This window comes from Streptomyces sp. T028 (assembly GCF_048159505.1).
In the GTDB taxonomy this organism is placed as follows: domain Bacteria; phylum Actinomycetota; class Actinomycetes; order Streptomycetales; family Streptomycetaceae; genus Streptomyces.
The window spans coordinates 1-25,685 of record NZ_JBLRVZ010000026.1; the positions used below are offsets into that span (position 1 = coordinate 1).

Here is a 25,685-nt window from a genome sequence, read left to right on the forward strand (position 1 = left end):
CGTAGTACTGGGCCGCGTAGCCGTCCGCGAACTCCGGGAGGACCTCGGTGAGTTCGGGGTGGATGGTGGCGCAGTGGTAGCACTCCATGAAGTTCTCGATGATGAGCTTCCAGTTCGCCTTCACGTCGTAGGTGATGCGCTTGCCGACGGAGAGGTTGTCGACGTCGTAGCGCTCGATCGAGGCGACGTCACCGAGACGCTCGACCACCGCGCCGATCACGTCCTCCTCGAAGGACGGAGGGTTCTCCGCCAGACACACCCACACATAGCCGAGCCACTCCCGCACCGCGACACCGACCAGGCCGTACTCGGTGCGGCCGACGTCGGGCATCTTGGTCAGGTTCGGGGCGGCGACGAGCTTGCCGTTCAGGTCGTAGGTCCAGGCGTGGTACGGGCACTGGAAGGCCCGCTTGACCTCACCGGTCTCCTCCGTGCACAGCTTCGCGCCCCGGTGCCGGCAGACGTTGAAGTAGGCGCGGATCGAGTTGTCCCGCGCCCTGGTGACCAGGATGGACTCGCGGCCCACGTCCACGGTGCGGAACGCGCCGGGCTTGGCCAGCTCCGAGGCGCGCGCCACGCAGAACCACATGGTCTCGAAGATGCGCTCCTGCTCCTGGGCGAAGATCTCCGGATCCGTGTAGGAGGAGCCGGGAAGGGTGGCGATCAGGCTGTCCGGCAGACTGGTCGAGGTCACGGTGCACTCCTCGGGAAACTCGGAACGTGGTGGTGTCAGACGGTGGCGGCAGCGAGTTGCTTGCGCCAGCGGGTGAACAGCCGCGGCTGGTTCATCCCGAGTACGGCGACCGGATTCCCGGCACGCCGGTAGACGGCCAGGACGTTGCGGTCCTCGGCGGCGCCTTCTTCTACGGTCACGGTGTCGGCGCCGGCCGCGTGACCGGCGAACTGGATCTTCACTCCGTACTGGTCGGACCAGAAGTACGGCGGCTTCGGCACCCCCGGCTCCACCGCACCCGCCGCCAGCAGCGTCGCGATCGCGGCGTCCGGGCGCTCGCGAGCGCCGGTCCAGTGCTCGACCCGGCGGTGGGCCCCTGCGCGGGGGTCGTACCAGTTGGCGCAGTCACCCACCGCCACGACCGAAGCGATACTCGTGCGGCCGTCAGCACCGCACTTGACCCCGTTGTCGAGCTCGATGCCCGACCCTTCGAGCCAGTCGACGCACGGACGAGCCCCCACACCGACGACCACGATGTCGGCGGGGATGCTCCGGCCGTCCTCCAGCAGGACGGCGTCGACCCGGGTCTCCCCGCTCAGCCCCTTCACGCCGACCCCGCACAGCAGCCGTACGCCGTGGTCGGCATGGAGCCCTGAGACGACCGTGCCCATCTCGGCACCCAGTGGGCCGGCGAGCGGCGTGGGAGCCGCCTCGATCACCGTCACCTCCACACCCAGCGCATACGCCGTGGAGGCGACCTCGGCGCCGATGAACCCGCCGCCGATCACCACCAGCCGCCCGCCCCCGGCGAGTTCCTCCCGCAGGGCACGGGCGTCGTCCAGCGTGCGCAGGGTGTGCACCCCCGCCAGGCCCTCGGAGCCGGGCAGGGTGCGGGCGGCGGCACCGGTCGCGAGGACGATCCCGTCCGCCTTCAGCTCACGCCCGTCGGCGAGCCGTATCGCCCGCTCGGCACGGTCGAGGCCGACGGCCCGGCCGCCCAGCAGCCACTCGGCCCCCAGATCCTCGTCCTCGGTCTCCAGCGCGAGGTCCGCCTCCCCCAGCGTGCCCGCCAGGAACTCCTTCGACAGCGGCGGCCGGTCGTACGGACGGTGCAGTTCCTCACCGATGACGACGAGCCGCCCGTCGTAGCCCTGCCGGCGCAGCGAGCGCACCGCCGACAGTCCGGCCAGCGAGGCACCCACCACGGCCACCGTCCTCACGTGGCACCTCCGGCGAGCCGGGACGCCACACACGGCGGGAGGTTCGGCGCCTCGGCCGAGACCTTGACGAAGATCATGCCGTCCTCCACCACGACCTCATGGGTGCGCACCGGCAGCTTGGCCGGCGGGGCGTCCACCGCCCCGGTACGCAGGTCGAACTTGGAGGCGTGCAGCGGACACTCCACCTCACAGCCCTCCAGCCAGCCGTCGGCGAGCGAGGCGTCCTGGTGGGTGCAGGTGTCGTCGATGGCGAAGACCTCGCCCTCGTCGGTGTGGAACACCGAGACCGGCGGGTCGATGTCGAGCCGGAAGGCCTCGCCTCGCGGGAGGTCCTCGAGACGGCACGCGGGAATCATCATGACACCTCGGTGCGTATAGCGAAACGGATTGCGGAAAGCGCAACATCAGTCTGAAGTCGCCCAGAACCCCTGTCAAGACCTCCACGGGCCCGCTTCGACCGGGCCCGCAGGCCCCGTGTGAAGCAGCTCGAAAAGCCCGTACCACCTGCGGAAACAGGCGGTACGGGCGCCGTGCGGAGGGCTGCGGCGGGGGCGGTCAGAAGCCGCGGTCGATCCACTCCTGGAGGTGCGGGGCCTCCGCGCCGACGGTCGTCGTCTCCCCGTGTCCGGTGTGGACGACGGTGTCGCCGGGCAGCGTCAGCAGCCGGTCGCGGATCGAGTCGACGATGGTCGGGAAATGGCTGTACGACCGTCCCGTGGCCCCCGGTCCGCCCGCGAACAGCGTGTCGCCGCTGAAGAGGGCCGTCAGGGCGGGCGCGTACAGACAGACCGCGCCGGGGGCGTGGCCGGGGGTGTGCAGCACGGTCAGGTCGACGCCGGCCACCGTGACGACCTGCCCGTCGGCCAGTTCGCCGTCGGGCGCCCGGTCGGGGTGGGTCTGCTTCCACAGGGGCAGGTCGTCGGGGTGGAGCAGGATCGGGGCGCCGGTGCGCGCGGCGAGGGCGGGCGCGGCGTCGATGTGGTCGTTGTGGGCGTGGGTGCACACGACGGCCGTGAGCCGCCTGTCCCCCACAGCCTGAGCGATCGCGTCGGCGTCATGCGCGGCGTCGATGACGATCGCCTCGCTGTCGTCGCCGACGATCCACACGTTGTTGTCGACGTCCCAGGTGCCGCCGTCCAGGGAGAAGGTCCCGGAGGTGACGAGGTGCTCGATGCGGGCGCCGGACATCAGAGGACCACCACCGAGCGCAGGACGTCGCCGCCGTGCATCCGCTCGAAGGCCTTCTCGACCTCGTCGAGGGCGATGGTCTCGGTGACGAAGGCGTCCAGGTCGAGACGGCCCTGGAGGTAGAGGTCGATCAGCATGGGGAAGTCGCGGGAGGGCAGGCAGTCGCCGTACCAGGAGGACTTCAGGGATCCGCCGCGGCCGAAGACGTCGAGCAGGGGCAGCTCCAGCTTCATCTCCGGGGTCGGTACGCCGACGAGGACGACCGTGCCGGCGAGGTCGCGGGCGTAGAAGGCCTGCTTGTAGGTCTCCGGGCGGCCGACCGCCTCGATGACGACGTCTGCGCCGAAGCTCCCGGTGAGCTCACGGATCGCCTCGACCGCGTCGTTCTCGCGCGAGTTCACGGTGTGGGTCGCGCCCAGCTTCCTCGCGGTCTCCAGCTTGCGGTCGTCGATGTCCACCGCGATGACCTTCGCCGCGCCCGCGAGGCTCGACCCCGCGATCGCCGCGGCGCCCACACCGCCACAGCCGATGACGGCCACGCTGTCACCGCGGCCGACGTTGCCGGTGTTGATGGCCGCGCCGATGCCCGCCATCACACCGCAGCCGAGCAGGCCCGCGGCGGCGGCCGAGGCGGCCCGGTCGACCTTGGTGCACTGTCCGGCGGCGACCAGCGTCTTCTCGGCGAAGGCGCCGATGCCCAGCGCCGGGGAGAGCTCGGTGCCGTCGAGGAGGGTCATCTTCTGCTTGGCGTTGTGCGTGTTGAAGCAGTACTGCGGACGACCCCGCAGACACGCCCGGCACTGACCGCAGACGGCTCGCCAGTTCAGGATGACGAAGTCACCGGGAGCGACGTCGGTAACGCCCTCCCCCACCGACTCCACGACACCCGCGGCCTCGTGGCCGAGCAGGAAGGGGAAGTCGTCGTTGATGCCGCCCTCGCGGTAGTGGAGATCGGTGTGACAGACCCCGCAGGCCTCGATCTTCACCAGAGCCTCCCCCGGGCCGGGGTCGGGGACGACAATCGTCTCCAGGCTGACGGGGGCACCCTTCGCGCGTGCGACGACAGCACGGACCTGGTGAGCCATGGCCACTCCTCGGCTGGTACGAGACCTGAGTCAAAAGTTGCTCAATACGGCACGCATCTCATGTGCCGCAACACAGCATCGTGGAGGGCCGAGCAGCGGTCAAGGCTCCCACGGGCGACGTTCCGGGCGGTGCGCTGAAACGGGGCCGGTGCTACCCGTGTCCGCGCCGCCCGGGGCTCCGTACGTTGGCAGGTGGGGGTGGTCTGGGCGATGCCGATGCTGTTCCTCGTGGCCGGTCTCGGCGCCCGGTACTCCATCGACCGGCGCAGCCCGGGCGGCTTCGCCCGCGAGCGGCTGCTGCGCCTCGGCGTCCCGCTCCGCTTCCTACGCGCTTCTTCGAGGTCCGCCCGGATCCCGGCGGCTTCCCCTTCATACTCCAGAGGAAGCATTTCGAGACCGGTCATCTTTGACATCCTCCTTTGGCTGAAGCCGGGCGACGAGCGGATCCGCACCGGGACGCGCCGGCTCGCCGTGCTGGTCGGAGTGCTCGGGCTGGGGCTGTTCGGGGCGGCGGGCTGGTGCTGGGTGGTGGCGATCCTGGGTCTGCTGGAGCGGCTGCCCGCTCCCCGCGTCGGACCCGTGCTCGGGTATCTCGCGCTGCCGCTGTACGTCCTCCATCAGCCGGTCGTCGTCGCCTTCGCCTACGGCGTGGTCGGCTGGGACGCGCCGATCGCCGTCAAGTACGCGGCGATCGTGGCCGCTTCGCTCGCGGCGACCCTTCTGCTGTACGAGTACGGAGTACGCCGCACCCGGGTGACGCGGTTCCTGTTCGGAACGCGTGCCGCCCCGCCGTCGGAACCCCCGTCCTGATCTGGTTTGCTGTGCTCGTCGGACAGGCTCCTCACCACTCGGGACGACGATCATGGGCGCGGACGTACGGCAGGTCGCGGACGGCATCCACCTGGTACACGGCTCCAACACCAACTGGGTGATCCTCGGCGAAGGGGACGCCGTCACGCTGATCGACACGGGCTACCCGGGCGATCGGCAGCGGCTCCTGGAGTCCCTGGCCGCGGTGGGCAGTTCACCGGAGGCGGTCACGGCCGTGCTGATCACCCACGCCCACAACGACCACCTGGGCTCCGCCGAGTATCTGCGCTCGACGTACGGCACGCCGGTGCTCGCGCACCGGGAGGAAGTGCCGCACGCCCGCCGGGAGTTCCTGCAACAGGTGACCGTCGGGGACGTGCTGAGGAACGCGTGGCGACCCGGAGTGGTGCCGTGGCTGGTGCACGTGCTGCGCGTGGACGGCGCCGCGCAGCACCCGGTCGGCGCGCCGGAGGCGTTCCCGGTCACGGACGGCCCGCTCGACCTGCCCGGCCGGCCGGTTCCCGTGCACACCCCGGGGCACACCGACGGCCACTGCGCCTTCCATCTGCCGGACGCCGGGGTGGTGATCTCGGGTGACGCCCTGGTGAGCGGGCACATGACCTCCCGTATCGAGGGACCCCAGCTGCTGCCGGACATGTTCCACCACGAGCGCGCCCGTGCGGTGGCCTCGTTGGACCTGATCGAGACCCTTGACGCCGATGTGCTGCTGCCCGGGCACGGTCCGGTGCACCAGGGGTCCGTGAAGACGGCCGCCCAGCGCGCCCGCGAACGCGCCGTCTAAGGTCAGGCCATGGCTTTGCAGATCAGCGCGACGAATCCGGAGCACCCGGCCCTCCTGCTGGAGCTGCCCTGGGACGTCCCCCTGGAGGAGTGGCCCGAGGAGGTCCTCGTCCCGCTGCCGCGCGGTATCTCGCGGCACGTGGTGCGCTACGCGCGCGCCGGTGATGAGGTGATCGCCGTCAAGGAGCTGGCCGAGCGGCCGGCGTTGCGCGAGTACGAGCTGCTGCGCGACCTGGACCGGATCGGCATCCCCGCCGTCGACCCGCTGGCCGTGGTCACGGGGCGCGCCGACGGCGCCGGGGACCCGCTGGAGTCGGTGCTGGTCACCCGGCACCTCGGCGGTTCGATGCCGTACCGGTCGATGTTCGAGACGACGATGCGTCCGGCGACCATGCACCGGCTGATGGACGCCCTCGCCGTGCTGCTCGTCCGCCTGCATCTCGCCGGGTTCGCGTGGGGCGACTGCTCGCTGTCCAACACACTGTTCCGGCGGGACGCGGGCGCGTACGCCGCATATCTGGTGGACGCCGAGACCGGTGATCTCCACCCGCAGCTCAGCCCGGGGCAGCGGGAGTACGACCTCGATCTCGCCCGCGTCAACATCAGCGGTGAGCTCCTCGACCTGGAGGCGTCCGGAGCGCTCCACCCGTCGGTGGACCCGATCGAGTTCGGCATGGAGATCTGCGCCCGCTACGGCGCGCTGTGGGAGGAGCTGACCCGCACCTCGGTGTACCCGGCGGGCAAGTACCACTACATCGAACGCCGCATCCGCAGGCTCAACGACCTGGGCTTCGACGTCGCCGAGATGCAGATCGAGCACTCCTCGGGCGGCGACACCGTCACCTTCGTGCCGAAGGTCGTCGACGCGGGCCACCACCAGCGGCAACTGCTCAGACTGACCGGTCTGGACACCGAGGAGAACCAGGCCCGGCGGCTGCTGAACGACCTGGAGAGCTGGATGGCCACCCAGGACGACTACGCGCCGGGCGACCCCCTCGCCGCGCGGCCCGAGGTGCTGGCCCACCGGTGGGTGCGGGACGTGTTCCGGCCCACCGTGCGCGCCGTACCGCTCGCACTGCGCGGCTCGATGGATCCGGCGGAGATCTACCACGAACTGCTGGAGCACCGCTGGTATCTGTCGGAGCAGGCGCAGCACGACATCGGACTCGACACGGCGGTCGAGGACTACATCGTGAACATCCTGCCCAGGGCACGGGAGACGCTGGAGCCGACCGTGCCCGAGTGAGCCGACCGTGTGCGCGTCAGTCGTGGGGGACGACGGCGACCGGGCAGGCGGCGTGGTGCAGGACTCCGTGCGCGACGGAGCCGATGCGGGCGCCCACGGCGGTGCGGTGGGCGCGCCGGCCGACGACCATCAGCTGCGCCCGCCCGGCCACCGACAGCAGTACCTGTCCGGCGCTGCCCATCTCGATGTGCTCGACGACGTGCACGTCCGGGAAGCGCTCCCGCCACGGTCGTACGGCGTCGGCGAGGGCCTTCTGCTCGAACGGCTCCAGGCCGCCGGCCTCGTCGAGGAGTCTGAGCGAGCCGGGGCTGTAGGCGAACACCGGCGGCAGCGTCCAGGCCCGTACGACACGGACGCTCGCGCCGCGCGCGGCGGCGGTTTCGAAGGCGAACCGCAGCGCGGGGGCGCTGTCCTCGGGGTCGCCCTGCTGCCCGACGACGATCTCGTGCCCGGCCACCTCCGACGACGGCTTGTCGCCGGCGCGGACGAGGACGACGGGGCGGGTGGCCTCGGCGATCACCTGCTGGCCGACGGACCCCAGCAGGAATCCGACGAGCGGGCCGTGTCCGCGCGAACCGAGGACGAGCAGCTCCGCGTCCGCCGCGGCGGCGACCAGTGTCTCGACCGGGTGGCCCTCCAGGACGTCGGTGGTGACCGTGAGCCCCGGGTGCCGTGCGGTGACGGTGGCGACGGCCTGCTCGACGGCGTCGCTCACCCATGCCCGCTGGGCGTCCCGGTCGGCGACCTCGGGGGCGGTGTCGGGCTGGTGCTTCCAGGCGTGCACCACCCGCAGCGCCGTGTCCCGCCGTACGGCCTCCCGTGCCGCCCAGGCGAGCGCCGCGAGGCTCTCGTCCGTCCCGTCGACGCCTGCCGTGATCGGGCCCGTCATCCCACTGCCTCCTGTGTAGTGATCATTTCGTACCGGGCCAGTCTTCACTACGCTGCCGGTCATGACCTTGGAATGGGAACAGGTTGTCGTGGACTCTCACGATCCGGTGGCGCTCGGGCGCTGGTGGGCGCAGGCGCTCGGCTGGGTGGTGGTGAACAACGATCCCGACGAGTACGAGATCCGCCAGGCGCCGGACCGGCTGCCGGGTCTGCTCTTCCTCCACGTGCCGGAGGGCAAGCAGGTCAAGAACCGGCTCCATCTGGACTTCCGCCCCTTGGACCAGCGCGCCGAGGTGAGCAGACTGCTGTCCCTCGGGGCGCGGCACGCGGACGTGGGGCAGGGTGAGCAGACGTGGGTGACGCTGGCCGACCCGGAGGGCAACGAGTTCTGCGTGCTTTCGGCACGGCAGTCGCCATGACGGGGTGTGCCGTGCCCTCGGCCCGGGCGCGCTTCACCGTGCGTGCCCTGCTCTGAACCGGGAGCGCACGGTCCGCGTTATCCCTGCGCGAACCAAGAGGATCGAACATACGATGGGCGGATCCGGCGCCGGTTCGCCGTGCGCCGGCGAGTACTGACCGCTCTCGGGGTGGGAGACGTATGACACAGGCCGCCGAAACAGCGCGGACCGTCATCCTGACCGTGGACGACGACCCGGGGGTTTCCCGTGCCGTCGCCCGTGACCTGCGGCGCCGCTACGGCGCCTCGTACCGGATCGTGCGGGCGGAGTCCGGCGAGTCCGCGCTGGAGGCGCTGCGCGAGCTGAAGCTGCGCGGCGACCTGGTGGCCGTGATCCTGGCCGACTACCGGATGCCGCAGATGAACGGCATCGAGTTCCTCGAGCAGGCCCTGGACGTGTACCCGGGCGCGCGGCGTGTGCTGCTGACCGCCTACGCGGACACGAACGCGGCGATCGACGCGATCAACGTCGTCGACCTCGACCACTATCTGCTCAAGCCGTGGGATCCGCCGGAGGAGAAGCTCTACCCCGTCCTGGACGACCTGCTGGACGCCTGGCGGGCCAGCGACTACCGGCCCGTGCCCGCGACGAAGGTGGTCGGGCACCGGTGGTCGGCGCGTTCCTCGGACGTACGGGAGTTCCTGGCCCGCAACCAGGTGCCGTACCGCTGGTACTCCGCCGACGAGCCCGAGGGGCAGCGGCTGCTGGCCGCGGCCGGGGCGGACGGGCGGCGGCTGCCGCTGGTGATCACCCCGGAGGGGGCGCCGCTGGTCGAGCCGGACGCGCCGGAACTCGCCTCGCGGGTGGGTCTGGCGACGACCCCGGCGGCCGAGTTCTACGATCTGGTCGTCATCGGCGGCGGCCCGGCGGGCCTGGGCGCGGCGGTGTACGGGGCCTCGGAGGGGCTGCGGACGGTGCTCGTGGAGCGGTCGGCGACCGGCGGGCAGGCCGGGCAGAGCTCGCGCATCGAGAACTACCTCGGGTTCCCCGACGGCGTGTCCGGGGGCCAGCTCACCGAGCGGGCACGCCGGCAGGCGACGAAGTTCGGGGCCGAGATCCTCACCGCGCGCGAGGTGACGGGACTGGAGGTCAACGGGGCCGCGCGGGTCGTACGGTTCTCCGACGGCTCGACGGTGGCCGCGCACAGCGTGATCCTCGCGACGGGCGTGTCGTACCGGCAGCTGGCGGCGCCGGGCTGTGACGACCTGACCGGGTGCGGGGTGTACTACGGCTCTGCGCTGACCGAGGCGGCCTCCTGCCAGGGCCACGACGTGTACATCGTGGGCGGCGCCAACTCGGCCGGGCAGGCGGCGATGTATCTGTCGCGGGTCGCCAAGTCGGTGACGCTGCTGGTGCGCGGCGAGTCGCTGGCGGCGTCGATGTCGTACTACCTGATCCAGCAGATCGAGGAGGCGCCGAACATCTTCGTGCGCACGGGCACGGTCGTGGAGTCCGCGCACGGCGAGGGGCGTCTGGAACGGCTGACGCTGCGGGACGTGAAGAACGGCGAGACCGAGAGCGTCGACGCGCAGTGGATGTTCGTGTTCATCGGCGCGGCGCCGCTGACCGGCTGGCTGGACGGGACCGTGCTGCGCGACGAGCGCGGGTTCATCCTGGCCGGGCCGGATCTCACCGCGGACGGGCGGCCGCCGGCGGGCTGGGAGCTGGACCGGCCGCCGTACCACCTGGAGACCAGCATTCCCGGCGTGTTCGTGGCGGGCGACGCGCGCGCCGAGTCCGCGAAGCGTGTCGCGTCCGCCGTCGGAGAGGGAGCCATGGCCGTGATGCTCGTCCACCGGTATCTGGAGCAGTCGTGAGCGGCCGGCTGATGCCGTGCAGCCCGGCGGAGATCGGCTCGCTGTTCCTGTTCGAGAAGCTCGCCCCGGAGCAGTTGGGGCGGCTGTGCGCCGAGGGGCGGGTGGAGAAGTTCGAGCCCGGGCCCGTGTACGCCGAGGGCGAGCCCGCGACCTGCTTCTACGTGATGATCGAGGGCACGGTCGTACTGTCGCGGCGGGTCGGCGGGGACGACGTGGAGGTCACCCGCACCTCGCAGCGGGGCGTGTACGCGGGGGCGATGCAGTCGTATCTGGGCGAGCGGGTGCCGCAGGTCTACAACAACTCGATGCGGGTGACGGAGCCGACGCGGTTCTTCGTGGTGCCGGCGGACGTGTTCGCGGACATCATGCGGGACTGGTTCCCGATGGCGGTGCATCTGCTGGAGGGCCTTTTCTTCGGGTCGAGGAACACCCAGGCCACGATCGGGCAGCGCGAACGCCTGCTGGCGCTGGGCTCGTTGTCGGCCGGACTCACGCACGAGCTGAACAACCCGGCCGCGGCGGCCGTGCGGGCCACCGCGACACTGCGGGAGCGGGTCGCGAAGATGCGGCACAAGCTCGCGCTGATCGCCGAAGGGCCCTTCTCCCGGGACGCGTTGGCGAGTCTGATCGAGGTCCAGGAGCGCACCGCCGAACGGGTCGCGAAGGCGCCCTCGCTCAGTCCGCTGGAGGCCTCGGACCGTGAGGACGCCCTCACCGAGTGGCTCGAGGACCACGGCATGGACCACGGCTGGCAGTACGCGCCCGCGTTCGTGCAGGCCGGGCTGGACGTCGACTGGCTGGAGCACGTCGCGGCGGCCGTGGACCCCGAGATGCTGCCGAACGCGGTCGGCTGGCTCAACTACACCATCGAGACCGAGCTGTTGATGAACGAGATCGACGACTCCACGACCCGGATCTCGCATCTCGTCGACGCGGCCAAGCAGTACTCGCAGCTCGACCGCGCGCCCTTCCGGACCGTCGACGTCCATGAACTCCTCGACAGCACGCTGCTGATGCTGTCCGGGAAGATCGGGCAGCGCATCGAGGTCGTCAAGGAGTACGACCGGACGCTCCCGGAGGTGCCGGCCTACCCGGCGGAGCTGAACCAGGTGTGGACGAACCTCGTCGACAACGCGGTGTTCGCCATCAACAGCGATGGCGGCGACGGCACGTTGACCGTGCGCACGGCGCGGGAGGGCGACCGGCTGCTGGTGGAGTTCCGCGACACCGGCCCCGGAATCCCGCCGGACATCCGCACCCGTATCTTCGACCCCTTCTTCACCACCAAGCCGGTCGGCGAGGGCACCGGTCTCGGCCTGGACATCTCCTGGCGGATCATCGTCAACAAGCACCACGGCAGCCTCCAGATGCAGTCCGCGCCGGGCGACACCCGCTTCCAGGTCCTGCTGCCCCTGACCGCGCCCGCACCCGAGTCCGAGCCCGAGTCCCAGCCCGCGGAGGAACCCGTATGACCGACGGCAACACCATCGACCCGTCCGTCCCGCCCAGCGGCACCGGCTGCGTGGACTGCGACGCGGTCGGGGGCTGGTGGTTCCATCTGCGGCGCTGCGCGAGCTGCGGCCACATCGGCTGCTGCGACTCCTCCCCCGCCCAGCACGCCACCGCCCACTACAAGGCCACCGGGCATCCGATCGTGCGCAGCTTCGAGCCCGGCGAGGAGTGGTTCTGGGACTACTCGGCCGACGAACTCTACGATTCGGGCCCGGAGTTGGCACCCCCGGCACACCGCCCGGCGAACCAGCCGGCCCCGGGCCCGGCGGGCCGGGTACCGTCGGACTGGGCACGATCACTGCACCGCTGAGACACGGGTCCGATACCGGTCGGCCTGTCCCGTCGGGCCTGTGGCGGGACGTCGACTTTCGCAGGCTTTGGGTGGGGCAGACCGCCTCCCAGCTCGGTGAACACGCGAGTCTGGTGGTTCTGCCGCTCTTCGCCGTCCTGACGCTCGACGCCAGTGCCGGCCAGCTGGGCGTCCTTCGCGCGGTGGGGCAGGCTCCGATCCTGCTGCTGTCGCTCTTCGTCGGCGCGTGGGTGGACAGGTGGCGGACCCGCACGACGATGGTGCTCGCGGACGTCGGTCGGGCCCTGGCGCTGGGCGCTGTCGCCCTGGCCGGCGTCCTCGGCCTGCTCGGCCTTCCCGGCCTGCTCGCGCTTGCCTTCGCCGTCGGGGCCCTGTCCGTGTTCTTCGACGTGGCCTACCAGGTGTCTCTCGTACGACTGGTGGATCGGGACCGACTGGTGCGAGGCAACAGCGCGCTCGAGGGCAGCCGGTCCGCGGCGCAGATCGGCGGTCCCGCTCTCGGCGGTGCGTTGGTGTCCCTGCTGTCCGCGCCGGTCGCCGCCGCCTCCGGCGCGCTGTTCTTCGCGCTGTCTTTCCTGTCGATCCGGCGGATCCGCCGAGCCGAATCGATCCCGGAGCGCCCGGAGGGCCCCCCTCGGGTCCGGCAGCGGATTTCCGAGGGTCTGCGTTTCGTCGCCGGTGATGCCGCTCTGCGGGCCGTGTGCCTGGCCTCGGCCGCCTTCCAGTTCTCCTTCGCGGCCATGACGACCGTCTATCTCCTCTTCCTGCCCCGGGTACTGCACCTGTCGGGCACCGTCGTGGGGCTGGCGCTCGCGGCGGCGGGGCCGGGTGCGCTGCTGGGCTCGCTGCTGGCCGCCCGCCTGCCGAGCCGGTTCGGTCATGGCACGGTGCTCGTGTGCGCGGCGGTACTCGGCGACGGCGTGTTCCTGTGGGTGCCCGCGCTGCACGGCTCATCCGCGGTGACGGTTCCCGTGCTCCTCGCGGTCGGCTTCGTGTTCGGGCTCGGCGGCCAGTTGGTGAATGTCACGGTCATGGCCGTCCGGCAGGCCGTCACTCCGGACGGGATGCAGGGCCGCGCGGCCGCGACGATCACCTTCGTCGGGATGGGGATGACCCCGCTCGGTTCTCTGGCCGGCGGATTCCTCGCGCAGGAGTGGGGGCTGCGTGCCGGCCTGCTGGTGACGGCCGCGGGCATGCTGCTGTCCCCGGTGGTGATGGTTCTCTCCCCGCTCGCCCGCCTGGGCCGTGAGCTTCCGGCCTCTTCGGATTGACGGGGTGCTCGCGGTACGGGCGCTTCCGCTCGGTCCATGCGCCCCCCGGGTGCCTCATCGCCACCCCTCAAGGGAGTTGAACGACACCCACGGGCATACAAGCTGCCCATACGCTCACGGGGCTCAGCCGTCGTACCGCAGGCACCAGGAGTCCCGTGAACCACCGCACCACCGCAGCCGCTCTGGCGACCTGCGCCCTCGCCGCCGCCGTACTCACCGCCTGCGGCTCGGGGGATCCGGCCGCGAGCCAGAAGGAACCGGCGGCGGGAGGGCAGACGCCGGCGGTGGGCACGCCGTCCCCGGCGGCGGGTTCGGAGGCACCGGCCGCCTCCCCGTCCGCCGCGGCTTCCGCCTCCGCCACGTCGCAGGGGACGGGCGGGACGGGCCAGGAGACGAAGAAGGGCGAGGCGGCGCTGCCGCCCCGCCCCGACCGCGACGGCGAGGGCGCCTACGTGCGCGCGCTCACCGCGATCGACCCGGACATCGTGCACGACAAGGAGGACCAGGCCGTCGAACGCGGCCGGGACCAGTGCGCCACGATCCACGATCACCCCGGGGACCGGGAGAAGCAGATCGGCGCCGCGATGGAGCGCTTCACCTCTCCCGGTCACCCGGACGGCTTCGGCCGTGTCAAGAGCACGCGGATCGTGGACGCCGTACACACCAACCTCTGCCCCGACTACTGACGGGCCGGGGCGGGCTCGGGCGGGCCGGGCCTACGCCGCCCGTCGATCCGTCAGCGCACGGCGGGCGGCACGTTCGCGGAGGTCACGTTGACGGCGGCCCAGGCCTTGTTCACCGTCTTGAACTCCACGCTGTCCTGGCCGTACAGGTCCCGGGCCGCCTTCAGCGTCGCGACGCGCGCGTCGTGGAAGTCGGTCGTGGAGACCATGTAGCGGGTCAGGGCACGGTAGAAGATCTTGGTGGCCTTGACCCGGCCGATGCCCTTGACCACGGCGCCGTTGTAGGTCGGCGAGTCGTAGGTGACCGTGCCGATCCTCTTCTGGCCGCTGCCCTCGGCGAGCAGGTAGTACGCGTGCGAGGAGACACCGGAGCCGGCGTGGACCTCGGTGTAGTACACCTCGGGCGACCAGTAGTCGATCGCGCCCTCGAGGACGTCCAGGGACGGCTTGTCGAGGCGGCGCAGGAACTTCTGGTCCAGGCCCAGCTTCTCGCCGATGAGGTAGTTCGGCGGGTTCTTGGGGTTGTTGGCGCTGAACTCGACGTTGGAGCCGAAGATGTCCGCGAGGGACTCGTTCAGCGACCCCGGCTCGCCGTACTGGTTGCCGACGTTGTCGACGAAGGTCGGCTCCAGGCGGGCGGTCGCGTCGACGACGCCGTGGGTGAGCTCGTGGCCGGTGACGTCCAGGACGACGAGGGGCTTCTTGAACATCTCGCCGTCGCCGTCGCCGTAGAGCATGCAGTCGCAGGCCGGGTCCCAGAACGCGTTGGCCACCTTGTTGCCGAAGTGGACCATGGCGCGGGCGCCCTTGCTGTTGTTCTCGATGCCCTTGCGGCCGAAGGTCTTCTTGTAGAAGTCCAGCGTCTGGGTGATGCCGTACTGGGCGTCGACGGCGGCGCTGGCGCGGCTGGAGACGGCGCCGTTGCCCCACTTGTTGGTGGTGCTGGTGAACTTCGTACCGCGGGCGAAGTTCTCCTGCTCCCTGTTCTTGGCGTCGCGCGTCTCGGTGCCCCAGTGGGTGGGGTCCTTGAGCATGTAGCTGCGGGCCGCGGTGCGGGTGGTGGTGAGCGGCACCTTGCCGACGAACAGGGAGTTGCCGGTGCCCTTGGCGGTCTGGGGGTAGCGGGCGGCGGGAGCCGAGGAGGCCGCGGTGAGCCCGGCGGAGAGCGGGGCGGTGCCGGTGGCCGGGTCGAGGGTCTCGCCGCGCTCGCGCAGGGTGTCGACCAGGCTGGGCGAGAGGAACTCGTCGCTGTCGGGAGTGTTGCTGCGCACCTTGCCGGTGACCGCGTCGACGACGACCGTGCGGGAGCCGCCGGCCTCGGTGGTGTCGCTGTCGGTGACCCGGACCTGGTAGGCGAGCGCCGAGGCGCCACCGCGGGCGTCGACGACGAGTTCGGCGCTCTCGGCGTCACCCTGGGCGACGGCGGCGGCCTTGGCCTCGGCCTCGGCGGCCGTCAGCTCGGCCTTGACCGTGGCGGGGTCGACCTTGTGGTCGGCGGCGCGGGTCACGCCGGCGTAGGCGAGGCTCCTGGTGAGGTGGACGACGAGGTCGCCGCCGAGGACGGGCATGCCCTGGTGGGTGCGGACGAACCGGACGTGGCGCGCGCCCTCGGGGTCGATCAGCACGTCCTGCGGTTGCAGTTCGTCGCCTCGGCCGACGCCGGTGGCCGAGGCGTGGGCGAAGGCGGCGGCGCGGGCTGCCCGCACGACGGCGGTGCCCTGGGCGTCGGCGGTGGTCGTGGCCCGCGTCTCCCCCGCGGACGGGCCCGCGAAGGCCGTGCCTGCCAGGCCGGTGGCGGCCGTGGTGACGGCGACGGCGACCGCCAGCATGCGTATGGGTGCTCTACGCAAAGGTGAGGGTTCCTTCGTTCAGGCGGCCGGGGTCCCCAACCGCCGTCAGACATGGCGCCGTTGGGCGCCACGGGGGCTGGTCGGGCCCCGGAGCCCCACCCTTGCGGATGAGTCATGTACATGTAAAGCCGAATATCATCGCTTTACGGGGTCTTGATGGTGATACTTGGCGAATCCGCGACACACGGTGATCGACGAGCGGCCAACTGTGTGCCGTCCGTGCAGATGTGACACGACGACAGGAGGTTCCCTCGGGTCCATGTGACGGATCTCGCATCGACGACGAGCGGGTGGAGACGACTCGGCGACCTCTCCGCGTCGGGGGAACCCCGGGGTTCCGGTGCCCGTTGTCCGGACACCACCCCGGCGAGGTGGGGACGACGACACCAGGGCGGCATGATGAGCGAGTTGGTCCCCGGCGGCAATCTGCCCCTCCCGGGCGGCGCCCTGGCCGTCCGGGTGCAAGGGCCGTTCGACGTGTGCGCCCTGGTGACGGACGACGGCGGAAAGGTCGGCGGTGACGCCGACTTCGTGTTCTACAACCAGCCGACGGCGCCCGGTGCCGTGCTCCGGGGTGACACGCTCACCCTGGAGCCGGACCGGCTGCGGGCCGGTGCCACCCGCGTGACGGTGGTGATCAGCGCCGCCGAGCCGGGCACGCCACTGGCCCGGCTGCCCGCTCCCACCCTCCAGGTCACCGATCCGCGCGGCCGTGTCCTCGCCCGTTTCGCGCCGCCCGCCCCGCGCCAGGAGACGGTCCTGCTGCTCGCGGAGGTCTACCGACGGGGCCCGGCCTGGAAGCTGCGAGCCCTCGGCCAGGGCTACGCGGACGGACTGGCGGGGCTGGCCCGGGACTTCGGAGTGGAGGTCGTCGACGACACCCCCGTACGGCAACCGCACCGGTCCGCGGGCAGCGCACCGGTCGCCGACCCCGACGGCTTCCTGGCCCTCGTCAACCCGGCCCGCGCCGCCGCCGGTTCACCGCCCGTCACCCTCGACGCCCGACTGGCGTCCGCGGCCGGGGCGCATGCCGCCGCCATGGCCGCGGCCGGGCGGCTCGGGAGCGAGGGGCGGGACGGTCTCTCGCTGCACCAGCGGGTCACGGCCGCCGGATACGCGTACCTCGCCGTGGGCGAGCACCTGGTCTCCGGGCCACGCACCCCCGCCGAGTTCGTCGACCACTGTCTGCGCACCGACCGGGCGAGCCGCACCCTGCGGGACCGGGCGTTCCGCCACACGGCCCTGGCGCAGACGACGGACGCCCGCAGCGGCACGACGTACTGGACCGCGCTGTGGGCGAGCCCCCTCACCACGGACGGTCTGGCCCGGACGACCGCCGAGGTCGTCGACCTCACCAACCGGGAGCGGGCGCGGGCGGGCCTGCGGCCCCTGGCCGTCGACCCGTTGCTCACCACCGCCGCGCAGGCGCACTGCGCGGACATGGTGGCGCGCGCCTTCTACTCCCACACCTCGCCGGAGGGCGGCCAACCCTGGGACCGGGCGGCCGCGGCGGGCTCCGCCCGGCGGACGATCGGCGAGAACATCGCCTGCGGCCAGCGCTCGGCCGCCGAGGTGGTGGAGGGCTGGATGAACAGCCCCGGGCATCGCGCCAACATCCTCAAGCCCGCTTTCACCCACATCGGTGTCGGCTACGCGGGCGGCGGTCCGTCAGGCACGTACTGGACGCAGCTCTTCGGTGCCTGACGCCCCTCCCGGCACCGTTCAGCACTGTTCAGCACCGTTCAGCGGCAGACAAAGGAGAAATCCCCCGTGACGGTATCCGGTCGAAATGCGCCGTGACCTCCGAGAGCGCTTTCGCCTCTACCACGATCATGCGGCTTGGATCTTGTTTACCCCTGGTTACACGGGCGGACGGCCCCCGGTAATTTCTTTTCCTCGTCCATACGACGTACATACGACGGCCATCCTTGAATGAAAGACAGGAATCGCGCCGGAGTCGCGGTCCTTTTGAACGGACCCCCACTCGCCCCCCGTACTTCTGGGAAAGGGAGAACACCGGGGGTTCAGCGAAGGATGACCATGGTCAAGGCGCATGTCTCCACGCACGAGTTGGTCGCCGGAAAGTACCGGCTCCTCGACGTCGTCCACCGCGAGACGAACCGGGTCAGCTGGTACGGCGAGGACGTGCAGGGGGCGCGGCCGTGCCTGGTCACCCGGGTCGGACTGCCGCCCGACCTGGGCGAGGAGGAGGCGTTCCAGGCCGCCGACCGGGTGGTGCGGATGTCGGAGACGATGGCCCAGGTGTGCCCCGGCAGGATCGCCACGGTCGTCGACGCCACGGCGGAGGGGGGCTCCCTGTGGACGGTCACCGAGTGGATCGACGGTCTCCCGCTCGGTCAACTGATGGACCAGAAGGGGCCGTTCAGCCCTGCCAAGGCCGCCACGATCGGCCTGCAGCTGCTCGACGTCCTGGAGGCCGCGCACGGCGAGGGCATCACCCACGGCGAGCTCAGCCCCGGCCAGGTGTTCGTCCGGGCGCGGGGCCCCCTTGTCGTCACCGGTTTCGGGCTGGCGGGCGCGACCCTCGTCCCGAGGCTGGCGGCACCGTCGTACGCCTCCCCCGAGCAGGCCCGTGACGAGCGGATCGGTCCGGCGGCGGACCTGTGGGCGCTGGGCGCGATCCTCTACTCGCTGATCGAGGGACGTCCGCCGTACCGGGACCGGGACCGTCCCGAGAGCACGCTGCGGGGCGTGGACCGGCTGCCGTTGCGCACCCCGCTGCGGGCGGGCCCGCTCACCGCGACCGTGCAGGGACTGCTGCGCAAGGAGTCCCGGGAGCGGCTGACACGGACGACGGTCCGTGAGGCGCTGACCCGGGTGATGGACGAGGATCCGCACACCGTCCTGCCGGCGCCCCGGCTGCGGCGGGCCTGCTCGGCGGCCCGGCACATCGGCCCGCAATGGAGCGGGCGGGCCATGGCCGCCGGGACGGCACTGGCCGTCGTCACGGTGGCGGTCGCCGCGCTCGCCGTGACGCACCAGCTGCCCGGCACCGAGGACACGGCGGCCGGCGGCGGTGCGCAGGCCCAGCCGTCGGTGTCCACCGCTCCCTCCGGGGAGGACGGCGAGGCGGGCGACAGAGCCACTCCGGCGCCCAGCGCGCCCGCCGGCAGCGCCTCCGCCGCGCCCTCGGAGTCCGGCACACCCTCGGCCACCCCGTCCTCCCCGGCGGCCTCCATCGACGCCCTCCCGGACGGCTACCGCGTCTACCACGCCTCCGAGGGCTTCTCGGTGGCGCTGCCCCCGGGGTGGAAGCGCCTGGACACCCGCCGGCAGGCCGATCTGGCCTACCGGATCACCTTCGGCGCGGACGGCGATCCGCGCACCCTCGCGGTGACCTACAGCACGGCGGTCGGCACGGACCCGGTGGCCGTCTGGCGCGACGACGTGGAGCCGCAGCTGCGCGAGGCGCAGGGCTTCCGGCGCATCGGTGACATCGAGGCGACGACGTACCAGGGCTACAAGGCGGCCGACATGGAGTGGCTGTCCGAGGCCGACGGCACACAGGTGCGCACGTTCGGACGCGGTTTCCTGCTGGGCGGGCACCGTGGCTTCTCCCTGCGTTGGACGACACCCGCCGCGGACTGGGAGAAGGCCGCCAACACGGAGGCCCTGGACACGTTCCTGAAGACGTTCCGGCCGGGCTCGGCCGACTGACCGGTGTCCCCCGGAGTGCGGGAGGCCTTCGACTGAGCCTCGCCGCCGTGTGGCAAACCCTCGTCAACGGGTGCATATAGGCTGCCGGTCGGCATGTTCGTCCATCCCGCAGCCTCCCGAGGAGACCATCCGTGACCCTGGCGATCGACCTGCCCGAGACGTCCGCCGAGGACGGCCCCGCGCCGCTGTCCGACCTCGTGGCCCGTGACGCGCGGGAGTTCGGAGTCTACGCGCGCACCGGAGGCTGGGCGTTCGCTCTGATGGTGGCGCGCAGTGTGCGGCCCGGAGGGCAGGGCGCGGACGAGACGCCGAAGGTGTCCGCGAAGGAGTTCGCGGAGCTGGCGGGCTGCTCGCCGGAGCGTGTGGTGCGCTATTACAAGGCGTGGGACCGGGCCGCCGACGACGGTCTCGTCCCGCACTTCGAGGAGCTGGCGCCGGGCCAGGAGGCGGAACTGCCGGACGCCGACGTCTGGCTGACGTACTACGTCTCCCGCAACAGCGCCACCTCCGAGCGCGGCACCGCGATCAGCGAGGCCGCCGAGGCGGAGGGCATCCGGCCGACCAAGGCGCTGGAGGTCGCGGAGAACCCGACCGCCCTGCGCGCCGCGATCCTCGGCGACCCCTCCACCGCCCGCGCGGCCCGCACCGCCCTCCTGGACCGGATCAAGGAGGACCCGGAGCTGCAGTCCGCGCTGGCGCGGGACGTCGTGCGCACCGACGACCTCAAGAAGGCCGTGGCGACCGAGAGCCGCTCCGCCGACCGCATCGGGTACGTCCGTCAGATCGCCGAGTCCGGCCAGGTGAAGACGCCCGCGGGGCAGACCATCGACGCGCCCGTGGAGCTGCGCCGGGAGGCCGAACGGCATCTGTCGCTCATCGACGAGCTGGACGAGGGCGAGGACGCCGGCGAGTGGGCGACCGAGGCCTACGACACGATGAAGAACCTCGTCGTGGAGACCGTCGAGGCCGACCCCGAGCTGCGGGTCCAGGAGCGGCGCACGAAGTTCTACAGCAGCCTCCAGCGGGCGACGAAGGTGTTCGAGGAACTGACCTTCGACGACGCTCAGGAGTTCTACGAGGACGACATGGTGCAGCAGTTGGTGGACCTTCAGCAGGCGATCGGCTCCTGCATCGCGGCGCTGCGCGGGGCGCGTGGAGGCGCGGGCTCGGGCTCGGACGAGTAGCCGTACAGGGCCTCACCTCGACGTGTGCCGGTAGCGGGCCCACAGGGGCAGTCCGAACCAGCACAGCAGGTACCAGGCGACCACGGCGACCACCAACCAGAACACCTGGTCGCCGTGGGTCGCCAGGCGCAGGATCAGCAGCAGGGCGCACGTCATGGTGGCGAGGAGCAGCAGCAGGCCGACGAAGGTCAGCCGGGAGGCCCAGGCCACGGCCTGCGGTTTGATGCGCTGCCCGGAGACCACGCGGTGCAGGGACACCGGTCCGATCAGGGCGCCGGTGGCGGAGGCGCCCAGGACGACGGTGGTGATGTAGATGGCCTGGTCCGTGTCGTTCAGGGTGGTGTACCTCGGGGTGAACACCACGGTCAGCAGGAATCCGAACAGGATCTGGACGCCCGTCTGGGCCACACGGACCTCCTGGATGAGGTCGCCCCACATCCGGTCGGCCCGCTCGTCCTCGGTCTCGTCGCGGCCGTTGCGCCGCTGGTCGCGATCCATGCGGCCCGGGTAACCCGGGCCACCGATCTTCAAACGAACATTTCAGGCGCGACTGCCGACGCGCTCCTACCAGCGGGTCTCGACCTGGTCCTTGATCCGCCGGTCGTACAGGTCCCCGATCGCCGTCAGGGTCTCCTCGGACAGCTCGGGCAGCCGGGCGGCGGCCGCGTTGGCGCGGGCCTGCTCGGGCGAGCGGGCGCCCGGGATCACCGTGGTCACACCGGGCTGCTGAACGATCCAGCGCAGGGCGAGCTGGGCCGGGGTGTACCCCTCGGGGGTGAGGGCGGCGAACTCGGCGGCGGCCTCGACGCCGGTGGCGTAGTCGACGCCGGAGAAGGTCTCGCCCTGGTCGAATGCCTCACCGTGCCGGTTGTACGTGCGGTGGTCGTTCTCGGGGAAGACGGTGTCCTTGGTGTACTTGCCCGACAGCAGGCCGGAGGCGAGCGGGACACGGGCGATGATGCCGACGCCGGCCTCGCGGGCCGCCGGGAGGACCTCGTACAGCGGCTTCACGCGGAACGGGTTGAGGATGATCTGGACGCTGGCCACACCGGGGCGGGCGATGGCGGTGAGCGCCTCGGCGGCGGTCTCCACGCTGACGCCGTAGTGGGCGATGCGCTCCTCCTCGACGAGGGTGTCGAGGGCGTCGAAGACCTCGTCACTGGAGTAGACGGGGGTGGGCGGGCAGTGCAACTGCACCAGGTCGAGGCGGTCCACGCCGAGGTTGCGGCGGGAACGGTCGTTCCAGGCACGGAAGTTGTCCAGGACGTAGTTCTCGGGGATCTGTTCGACCCGGCGGCCCATCTTGGTGGCGACCAGCACATGCAGGTCGGGACGGCTGCTGAGGAAGGTGGCGATGGTCTGCTCGCTGCGCCCGTCGCCGTAGACGTCGGCGGTGTCGAAGAAGGTCACCCCCGCCTCGGCCGCCGCCTCCAACACCGTGAGGGCTTCCTTGTCGTCGACGTCTCCCCAGTCGGCGCCCAGTTGCCAGGTGCCGAGACCGACGACGGACGCATGCTGACCTGACCTGCCGAATTCGCGCTCTTCCATGGCGTCAGTCTGTCATCCGTCCCGGCCCGGCGCGGAGCACCCCTGCCAGGAGCCGAGCTGGGCCTGGACCGTCGGGCCGTAGCGGTCGACGATCTCCTCCACGGACAGCGCCCGCAGCTCCTCGCCCCGGGCGATGCCGAACATCACGCCCAGGCCGATGAGGGTGGCGAGGGCGAGTTCGGCGCGCAGGCGCGCGTCGGGGCCGCCGAGGCGGGCGGCGAGGCGTTCGGTGACCTGGGTGCGGAAGTTGGCGCGCAGGATGTCGCCGTGGTCGCCGTGCAGCGGTGCGAAGGCGATGCGCAGGACGGGGTCGGCGCCGCGCTCGCGCTGGCCGACCACGACATGGCGGACCATGTGCCGGCCCAGGTCCTCCACCGGCGCGTCCAGGAGCGCGGCGGCGTCCTCCTCGAAGGACATCACGCGGGCGAAGAGGGCGTCCTTGTTGCCGAAGTACTTCAGGACCAGCGGCGGGCTCACCCCGGCCCGCTCCGCGACGGCCTTGAGGGTGATGTCCGCGTGGGCGTGCCGGGCCAGGAGGTGACGGGCCGCCCGCAGAATGGCCGTCTTCGTCGCCTCGGCGTCACGGCGGGCGGGGGCGGGAGAAGCGCCCGCGCTCACAGGGGTACCGGGTGTGGTGTTCACGGCACTCATGCTCCCTCCATCGCCTCGTCCCCGGTGGCGGGGGTGCGGTCGCGGGCGGCGCGGACTTCCTCGGGCTCGGCGTCGCCGGGGATGGTCAGGGCCACCGCGCAGGCCGCCAGGGCGATCGCGCCCGCCAGGGCGAAGGCCAGCAGATAGCCGTGCAGCGTGGGCACCGGGGCGCCCCCGACGAGGCTGGTGTGGTGGACGAGGACGGCGGCGACGGCGGCGCTGGAGACGGCCTGTCCGATGGTGCGCATCAGGACGTTGACGCCGTTCGCGGAGGCGGTCTGACTCGCCGGCACGGCGTGCAGGATCAGTGCGGGGAGCGCGGAGTAGGCGAGGGTGGTGCCGGTGGCCACGACCGCCGCGCCCACCATGATCATCCACAGGTCGCGGCTGTCGGCGATGCGTACGGCGTACCCGGTGGCGATGACGGCGGCGCCCAGCGCGAGGGTGACGCGCGGTCCCCGGGCGGCGGAGATCCGTGCGGAGAGGGGGGAGAACAGCAGCATGGTGACGCCGCCGGGCAGCAGGCAGAGCCCGGTCTGGACGATCGACAGGCCCAGCCCGTAGCCGCTGGCCTCGGGTGCCTGCACCAGTTGGGCGGTCACGAGGGAGTTGGCGTAGAACGCGAAGCCGGTCAGCAGGGCGGCCACATGGGAGAGGCCGACCCTGGGCCGGGACACGAGTCGCAGATCCACCAGCGGCCGTTCGGCGCGCAGTTGCCGCCACCACCACAGGCCGAGCACGACGACGGCCCCGAGGAAGAGGCCCACGATCCTCGGGCTGCCCCAGCCCCACTGGCCGCCCTGGGACACGGCGAGCAGCAGACAGACCAGCCCGACGGCGAGTCCCAGCGCGCCCGACACGTCGAACCGGCCGGGCTCGCGCACGGGCGACTCCGGCACCGCCCACCGGATCAGCGCGACGCCGGTCGTGCCGAGGGCGGCGGTGACCCAGAACATCGTGTGCCAGTCGGCGTACTGGATGACCATGGCCGCCGCGGGCAGACCGAGCGCGGCGCCGATGCCGACGGTGGAGCTCATCAGCGCGATCGCGGAGCCCCGGCGCTCGGCGGGCAGTTCGTCGCGCAGGATGCTGATGGAAAGCGGCACGACGGAGGAGGCGGCGCCCTGGAGGGCGCGGGCCGCGATGAGCACGCCGATCTGAGAAGTCAGCGCGCAGATCACCGAGCCGGCGGCCATCAGGGCGAAGGACAGCAGCAGCACCCGCCGCTTGCCGTACATGTCGCCGGCGCGGCCGAGGACCGGGGTGAGGACGGCGCCGGAGAGCAGGGAGGCGGTCACCATCCAGGAGACCGCGGCGGGCGAGGCGCCGGTCAGCCGGGGCAGATCGGGCAGGAGGGGGACGACGACGGTCTGCATGACCGCCATCAGAATCCCGCAGTACGCCAGGACCGGGATCGCGAACCGGGCCCGTGGGCCGGAGTCTTCCCTGGTCGGGGCAGGTATCGGGACGGGCGACGCCATGGGGACTCCAGCGGCCGGCACGAGGCGCAAGAATGGGTGAATGTGAATTCACCGTAGCAGTGAATTCACATTCACCCAAGCGGGTGCGGCCCTTCCGGGAGTCGGCGGGACTACTTCCGGGCGGCCAGGGCCCGGGCGTGGGCGCCGCGGGCGATCTTCGGTCCGAGCCAGCGCTTGAACCGACGCAGGGCCTCCAGTTGTCCGGCGGCCCGGTCCAGGCGGTAGTAGAGCTGGGGCGGGACGTACGGCAGCAGGGGCGAGTGGCGCTGGCCGAGCAGGGCGAACATCCGCTCCGGGGGGAGGTCGATGTACCGGGTGAGGTTCTCGTACCACTGGGCGCTGTAGCGGGCGGCGCTCTGCTGGGGCAGCAGGGCGCTGCGGCGTTCGTGTTCGTAGCGTGCGAGCGCGCGGGGGAGGTCGTCGCCGGTACTCAGCGCGTCGGCGAGGGCGAGGGCGTCCTCCAGGGCGAGGGTGGTGCCGGCGCCGATGGAGTAGTGGGTGGTGTGGGCGGCGTCGCCGAGGAGGACCAGGTTGTCGCGGTGCCAGGTGCGGTTGGTGAGGGTGCGGAAGGTCAGCCACGGGGAGCCGCCGTCGGCGGTGGCCCGGCCGATGAGCGGGTGGCCGTCGAGGATGTGCGCGAAGAGCTTCTCCAGGTGGGCCAGGCCGTCGGCCTCGCTCGCCCGGTCCAGGCCGAGCCCGGCGCAGGTCTCGGGGGCGCACTCGATGACGCAGGTGCTCTGTGCGGCGCTGAAGGGGTAGCCGTAGCACCAGATCCAGCCGTGCTCGGTCTCCACGAAGGCGAAGGTGAAGGAGTCGAAGACCTTGCTGGTGCCGAGCCAGACGTAGGAGTTGCGGCCGGGTGCGAGTTCGGCGCCGAAGTGGTCGGCGTGCCGGGTGCGCAGGGCACTGTGGACGCCGTCGCCGGCCACGACCAGGTCGGCGCCCGGCAGGTCGTCCGCGGTGACCTCGCAGTCGAACTCCAGCCGTACGCCGAGTGCGCGGGCGCGTTCCGCGAGGATCTCCAGGAGTTTGTGGCGGCCGATGCCGTGGCCCTCGTCGCCGGGCCGGCGGGTCGACAGGTCCCGTACATGGGCGATGCCCTGGTTCCACACGACGGAGTGCTCCTCGATCGCGCGGGCCGACTCGGGGTCTCGGGCGCGGAGTTTGTCGAGGAGTCCCTGCCAGTAGGTGACACCCCAGCCGTACGTCGAGCCCTCCGGGTTGCGCTCGAGGACGGTGACGTCGTGGGACGGGTCCTGCAGTTTGAGCAGGATCGAGAGATACAGGCCGGCGGGCCCGCCGCCGACACAGGCGACCTTCACGCACACCCC

Annotated in this window: 24 protein-coding genes; 12 read left to right on the forward strand and 12 right to left on the reverse strand. The window is 71.7% G+C overall.

Translation table 11 applies throughout. The features are described 5' to 3' along the window. From ACLZN2_RS23875 to ACLZN2_RS23895, 5 genes are all read right to left on the reverse strand, one after another. The coding region (locus tag ACLZN2_RS23875; protein WP_416981044.1) for an aromatic ring-hydroxylating oxygenase subunit alpha at positions 1 to 694 on the reverse strand (694 nt) is incomplete at its 3' end. A gap of 35 nt (positions 695 to 729) precedes the next feature. Then, complete coding sequence (locus tag ACLZN2_RS23880; protein WP_416981045.1) at positions 730 to 1,893, reverse strand: NAD(P)/FAD-dependent oxidoreductase; 1,164 nt, start codon at positions 1,891 to 1,893, stop codon at positions 730 to 732. Next, positions 1,890 to 2,252, reverse strand: a complete 363-nt coding sequence (locus ACLZN2_RS23885) for a bifunctional 3-phenylpropionate/cinnamic acid dioxygenase ferredoxin subunit (protein ID WP_416981046.1) — start codon at positions 2,250 to 2,252, stop codon at positions 1,890 to 1,892. Before ACLZN2_RS23885 ends, ACLZN2_RS23880 begins: the two co-directional genes overlap by 4 nt. Positions 2,253 to 2,448: 196 nt before the next feature. Further along, positions 2,449 to 3,081 (reverse strand): MBL fold metallo-hydrolase, encoded by a 633-nt coding sequence (locus tag ACLZN2_RS23890; RefSeq protein WP_416981047.1) that lies wholly within the window; start codon positions 3,079 to 3,081, stop codon positions 2,449 to 2,451. After that, positions 3,081 to 4,166 carry an S-(hydroxymethyl)mycothiol dehydrogenase gene (locus ACLZN2_RS23895; RefSeq protein WP_416981048.1) on the reverse strand — a complete coding sequence of 362 codons (1,086 nt, stop codon included), beginning with the start codon at positions 4,164 to 4,166 and terminating at the stop codon, positions 3,081 to 3,083. Before ACLZN2_RS23895 ends, ACLZN2_RS23890 begins: the two co-directional genes overlap by 1 nt. A gap of 210 nt (positions 4,167 to 4,376) precedes the next feature. On the opposite strand from ACLZN2_RS23895, the gene ACLZN2_RS23900 reads away from it, so the two are divergent. The 3 genes from ACLZN2_RS23900 to ACLZN2_RS23910 are packed head-to-tail and all read left to right on the forward strand — an operon-like array spanning position 4,377 to position 7,023. Then, positions 4,377 to 4,976 carry a hypothetical protein gene (locus tag ACLZN2_RS23900; protein WP_416981049.1) on the forward strand — a complete coding sequence of 200 codons (600 nt, stop codon included), beginning with the start codon at positions 4,377 to 4,379 and terminating at the stop codon, positions 4,974 to 4,976. A gap of 52 nt (positions 4,977 to 5,028) precedes the next feature. Beyond that, positions 5,029 to 5,778: an MBL fold metallo-hydrolase gene (locus ACLZN2_RS23905; RefSeq protein ID WP_416981050.1), complete on the forward strand. Its 750-nt coding sequence runs from the start codon at positions 5,029 to 5,031 to the stop codon at positions 5,776 to 5,778. Between the two features lie 9 nt (positions 5,779 to 5,787). Then, complete coding sequence (locus ACLZN2_RS23910; RefSeq protein ID WP_416981051.1) at positions 5,788 to 7,023, forward strand: DUF4032 domain-containing protein; 1,236 nt, start codon at positions 5,788 to 5,790, stop codon at positions 7,021 to 7,023. Between the two features lie 16 nt (positions 7,024 to 7,039). On the opposite strand, the gene ACLZN2_RS23915 is transcribed toward ACLZN2_RS23910, so the two are convergent. Next, positions 7,040 to 7,912, reverse strand: coding sequence for a universal stress protein (locus ACLZN2_RS23915; protein WP_416981052.1), 873 nt, complete (start codon positions 7,910 to 7,912; stop codon positions 7,040 to 7,042). A 61-nt stretch (positions 7,913 to 7,973) separates the two neighbouring features. Here ACLZN2_RS23915 and ACLZN2_RS23920 point away from each other — a divergent pair, with 61 nt between their 5' ends. The 6 genes from ACLZN2_RS23920 to ACLZN2_RS23945 all read left to right on the forward strand — a co-directional run bounded on the left by ACLZN2_RS23920 (position 7,974) and on the right by ACLZN2_RS23945 (position 13,965). Next, positions 7,974 to 8,330, forward strand: coding sequence for a VOC family protein (locus tag ACLZN2_RS23920; RefSeq protein ID WP_416981053.1), 357 nt, complete (start codon positions 7,974 to 7,976; stop codon positions 8,328 to 8,330). Between the two features lie 179 nt (positions 8,331 to 8,509). Continuing rightward, the gene (locus ACLZN2_RS23925; protein ID WP_416981054.1) at positions 8,510 to 10,186 is read left to right on the forward strand and encodes an FAD-dependent oxidoreductase; all 1,677 of its coding nucleotides are present in this window, start codon (positions 8,510 to 8,512) and stop codon (positions 10,184 to 10,186) included. A gap of 11 nt (positions 10,187 to 10,197) precedes the next feature. Next, positions 10,198 to 11,658, forward strand: coding sequence for an ATP-binding protein (locus ACLZN2_RS23930; RefSeq protein ID WP_416981365.1), 1,461 nt, complete (start codon positions 10,198 to 10,200; stop codon positions 11,656 to 11,658). After that, positions 11,655 to 12,008, forward strand: coding sequence for a UBP-type zinc finger domain-containing protein (locus tag ACLZN2_RS23935; protein ID WP_416981055.1), 354 nt, complete (start codon positions 11,655 to 11,657; stop codon positions 12,006 to 12,008). The genes ACLZN2_RS23930 and ACLZN2_RS23935 overlap by 4 nt, the downstream gene beginning before the upstream one ends. Then, positions 11,993 to 13,279: an MFS transporter gene (locus ACLZN2_RS23940; protein WP_416981366.1), complete on the forward strand. Its 1,287-nt coding sequence runs from the start codon at positions 11,993 to 11,995 to the stop codon at positions 13,277 to 13,279. The genes ACLZN2_RS23935 and ACLZN2_RS23940 overlap by 16 nt, the downstream gene beginning before the upstream one ends. 155 nt (positions 13,280 to 13,434) lie before the next feature. Further along, entirely contained in the window at positions 13,435 to 13,965 is a 531-nt protein-coding gene (locus ACLZN2_RS23945; RefSeq protein ID WP_416981056.1) for a hypothetical protein, read from the forward strand. A gap of 50 nt (positions 13,966 to 14,015) precedes the next feature. On the opposite strand, the gene ACLZN2_RS23950 is transcribed toward ACLZN2_RS23945, so the two are convergent. Next, a complete protein-coding gene (locus ACLZN2_RS23950; RefSeq protein ID WP_416981367.1) occupies positions 14,016 to 15,791 on the reverse strand; it encodes a M4 family metallopeptidase in 1,776 nt (591 codons plus the stop codon). A gap of 420 nt (positions 15,792 to 16,211) precedes the next feature. Here ACLZN2_RS23950 and ACLZN2_RS23955 point away from each other — a divergent pair, with 420 nt between their 5' ends. From ACLZN2_RS23955 to ACLZN2_RS23965, 3 genes are all read left to right on the forward strand, one after another. After that, positions 16,212 to 17,516 (forward strand): CAP domain-containing protein, encoded by a 1,305-nt coding sequence (locus tag ACLZN2_RS23955; RefSeq protein ID WP_416981368.1) that lies wholly within the window; start codon positions 16,212 to 16,214, stop codon positions 17,514 to 17,516. A gap of 330 nt (positions 17,517 to 17,846) precedes the next feature. Beyond that, positions 17,847 to 19,490, forward strand: coding sequence for a serine/threonine protein kinase (locus tag ACLZN2_RS23960; protein ID WP_416981057.1), 1,644 nt, complete (start codon positions 17,847 to 17,849; stop codon positions 19,488 to 19,490). Positions 19,491 to 19,621: 131 nt separating this feature from the next. Continuing rightward, positions 19,622 to 20,674 carry a hypothetical protein gene (locus tag ACLZN2_RS23965; RefSeq protein ID WP_416981058.1) on the forward strand — a complete coding sequence of 351 codons (1,053 nt, stop codon included), beginning with the start codon at positions 19,622 to 19,624 and terminating at the stop codon, positions 20,672 to 20,674. 12 nt (positions 20,675 to 20,686) lie between these two features. On the opposite strand, the gene ACLZN2_RS23970 is transcribed toward ACLZN2_RS23965, so the two are convergent. The 5 genes from ACLZN2_RS23970 to ACLZN2_RS23990 all read right to left on the reverse strand — a co-directional run bounded on the left by ACLZN2_RS23970 (position 20,687) and on the right by ACLZN2_RS23990 (position 25,676). Further along, on the reverse strand, positions 20,687 to 21,172 hold the full coding sequence (locus ACLZN2_RS23970) for a DUF6328 family protein (RefSeq protein WP_416981059.1): 486 nt from the start codon (positions 21,170 to 21,172) through the stop codon (positions 20,687 to 20,689). Positions 21,173 to 21,238: 66 nt separating this feature from the next. After that, positions 21,239 to 22,222, reverse strand: a complete 984-nt coding sequence (locus ACLZN2_RS23975; RefSeq protein ID WP_416981060.1) for an aldo/keto reductase — start codon at positions 22,220 to 22,222, stop codon at positions 21,239 to 21,241. A gap of 12 nt (positions 22,223 to 22,234) precedes the next feature. Beyond that, positions 22,235 to 22,873, reverse strand: coding sequence for a TetR family transcriptional regulator (locus tag ACLZN2_RS23980; protein ID WP_416981061.1), 639 nt, complete (start codon positions 22,871 to 22,873; stop codon positions 22,235 to 22,237). Then, the gene (locus ACLZN2_RS23985) at positions 22,870 to 24,354 is read right to left on the reverse strand and encodes an MDR family MFS transporter (RefSeq protein ID WP_416981062.1); all 1,485 of its coding nucleotides are present in this window, start codon (positions 24,352 to 24,354) and stop codon (positions 22,870 to 22,872) included. Before ACLZN2_RS23985 ends, ACLZN2_RS23980 begins: the two co-directional genes overlap by 4 nt. Before the next feature lie 110 nt (positions 24,355 to 24,464). After that, positions 24,465 to 25,676: an FAD-dependent monooxygenase gene (locus ACLZN2_RS23990; protein WP_416981063.1), complete on the reverse strand. Its 1,212-nt coding sequence runs from the start codon at positions 25,674 to 25,676 to the stop codon at positions 24,465 to 24,467. Positions 25,677 to 25,685 lie beyond the last annotated feature (9 nt).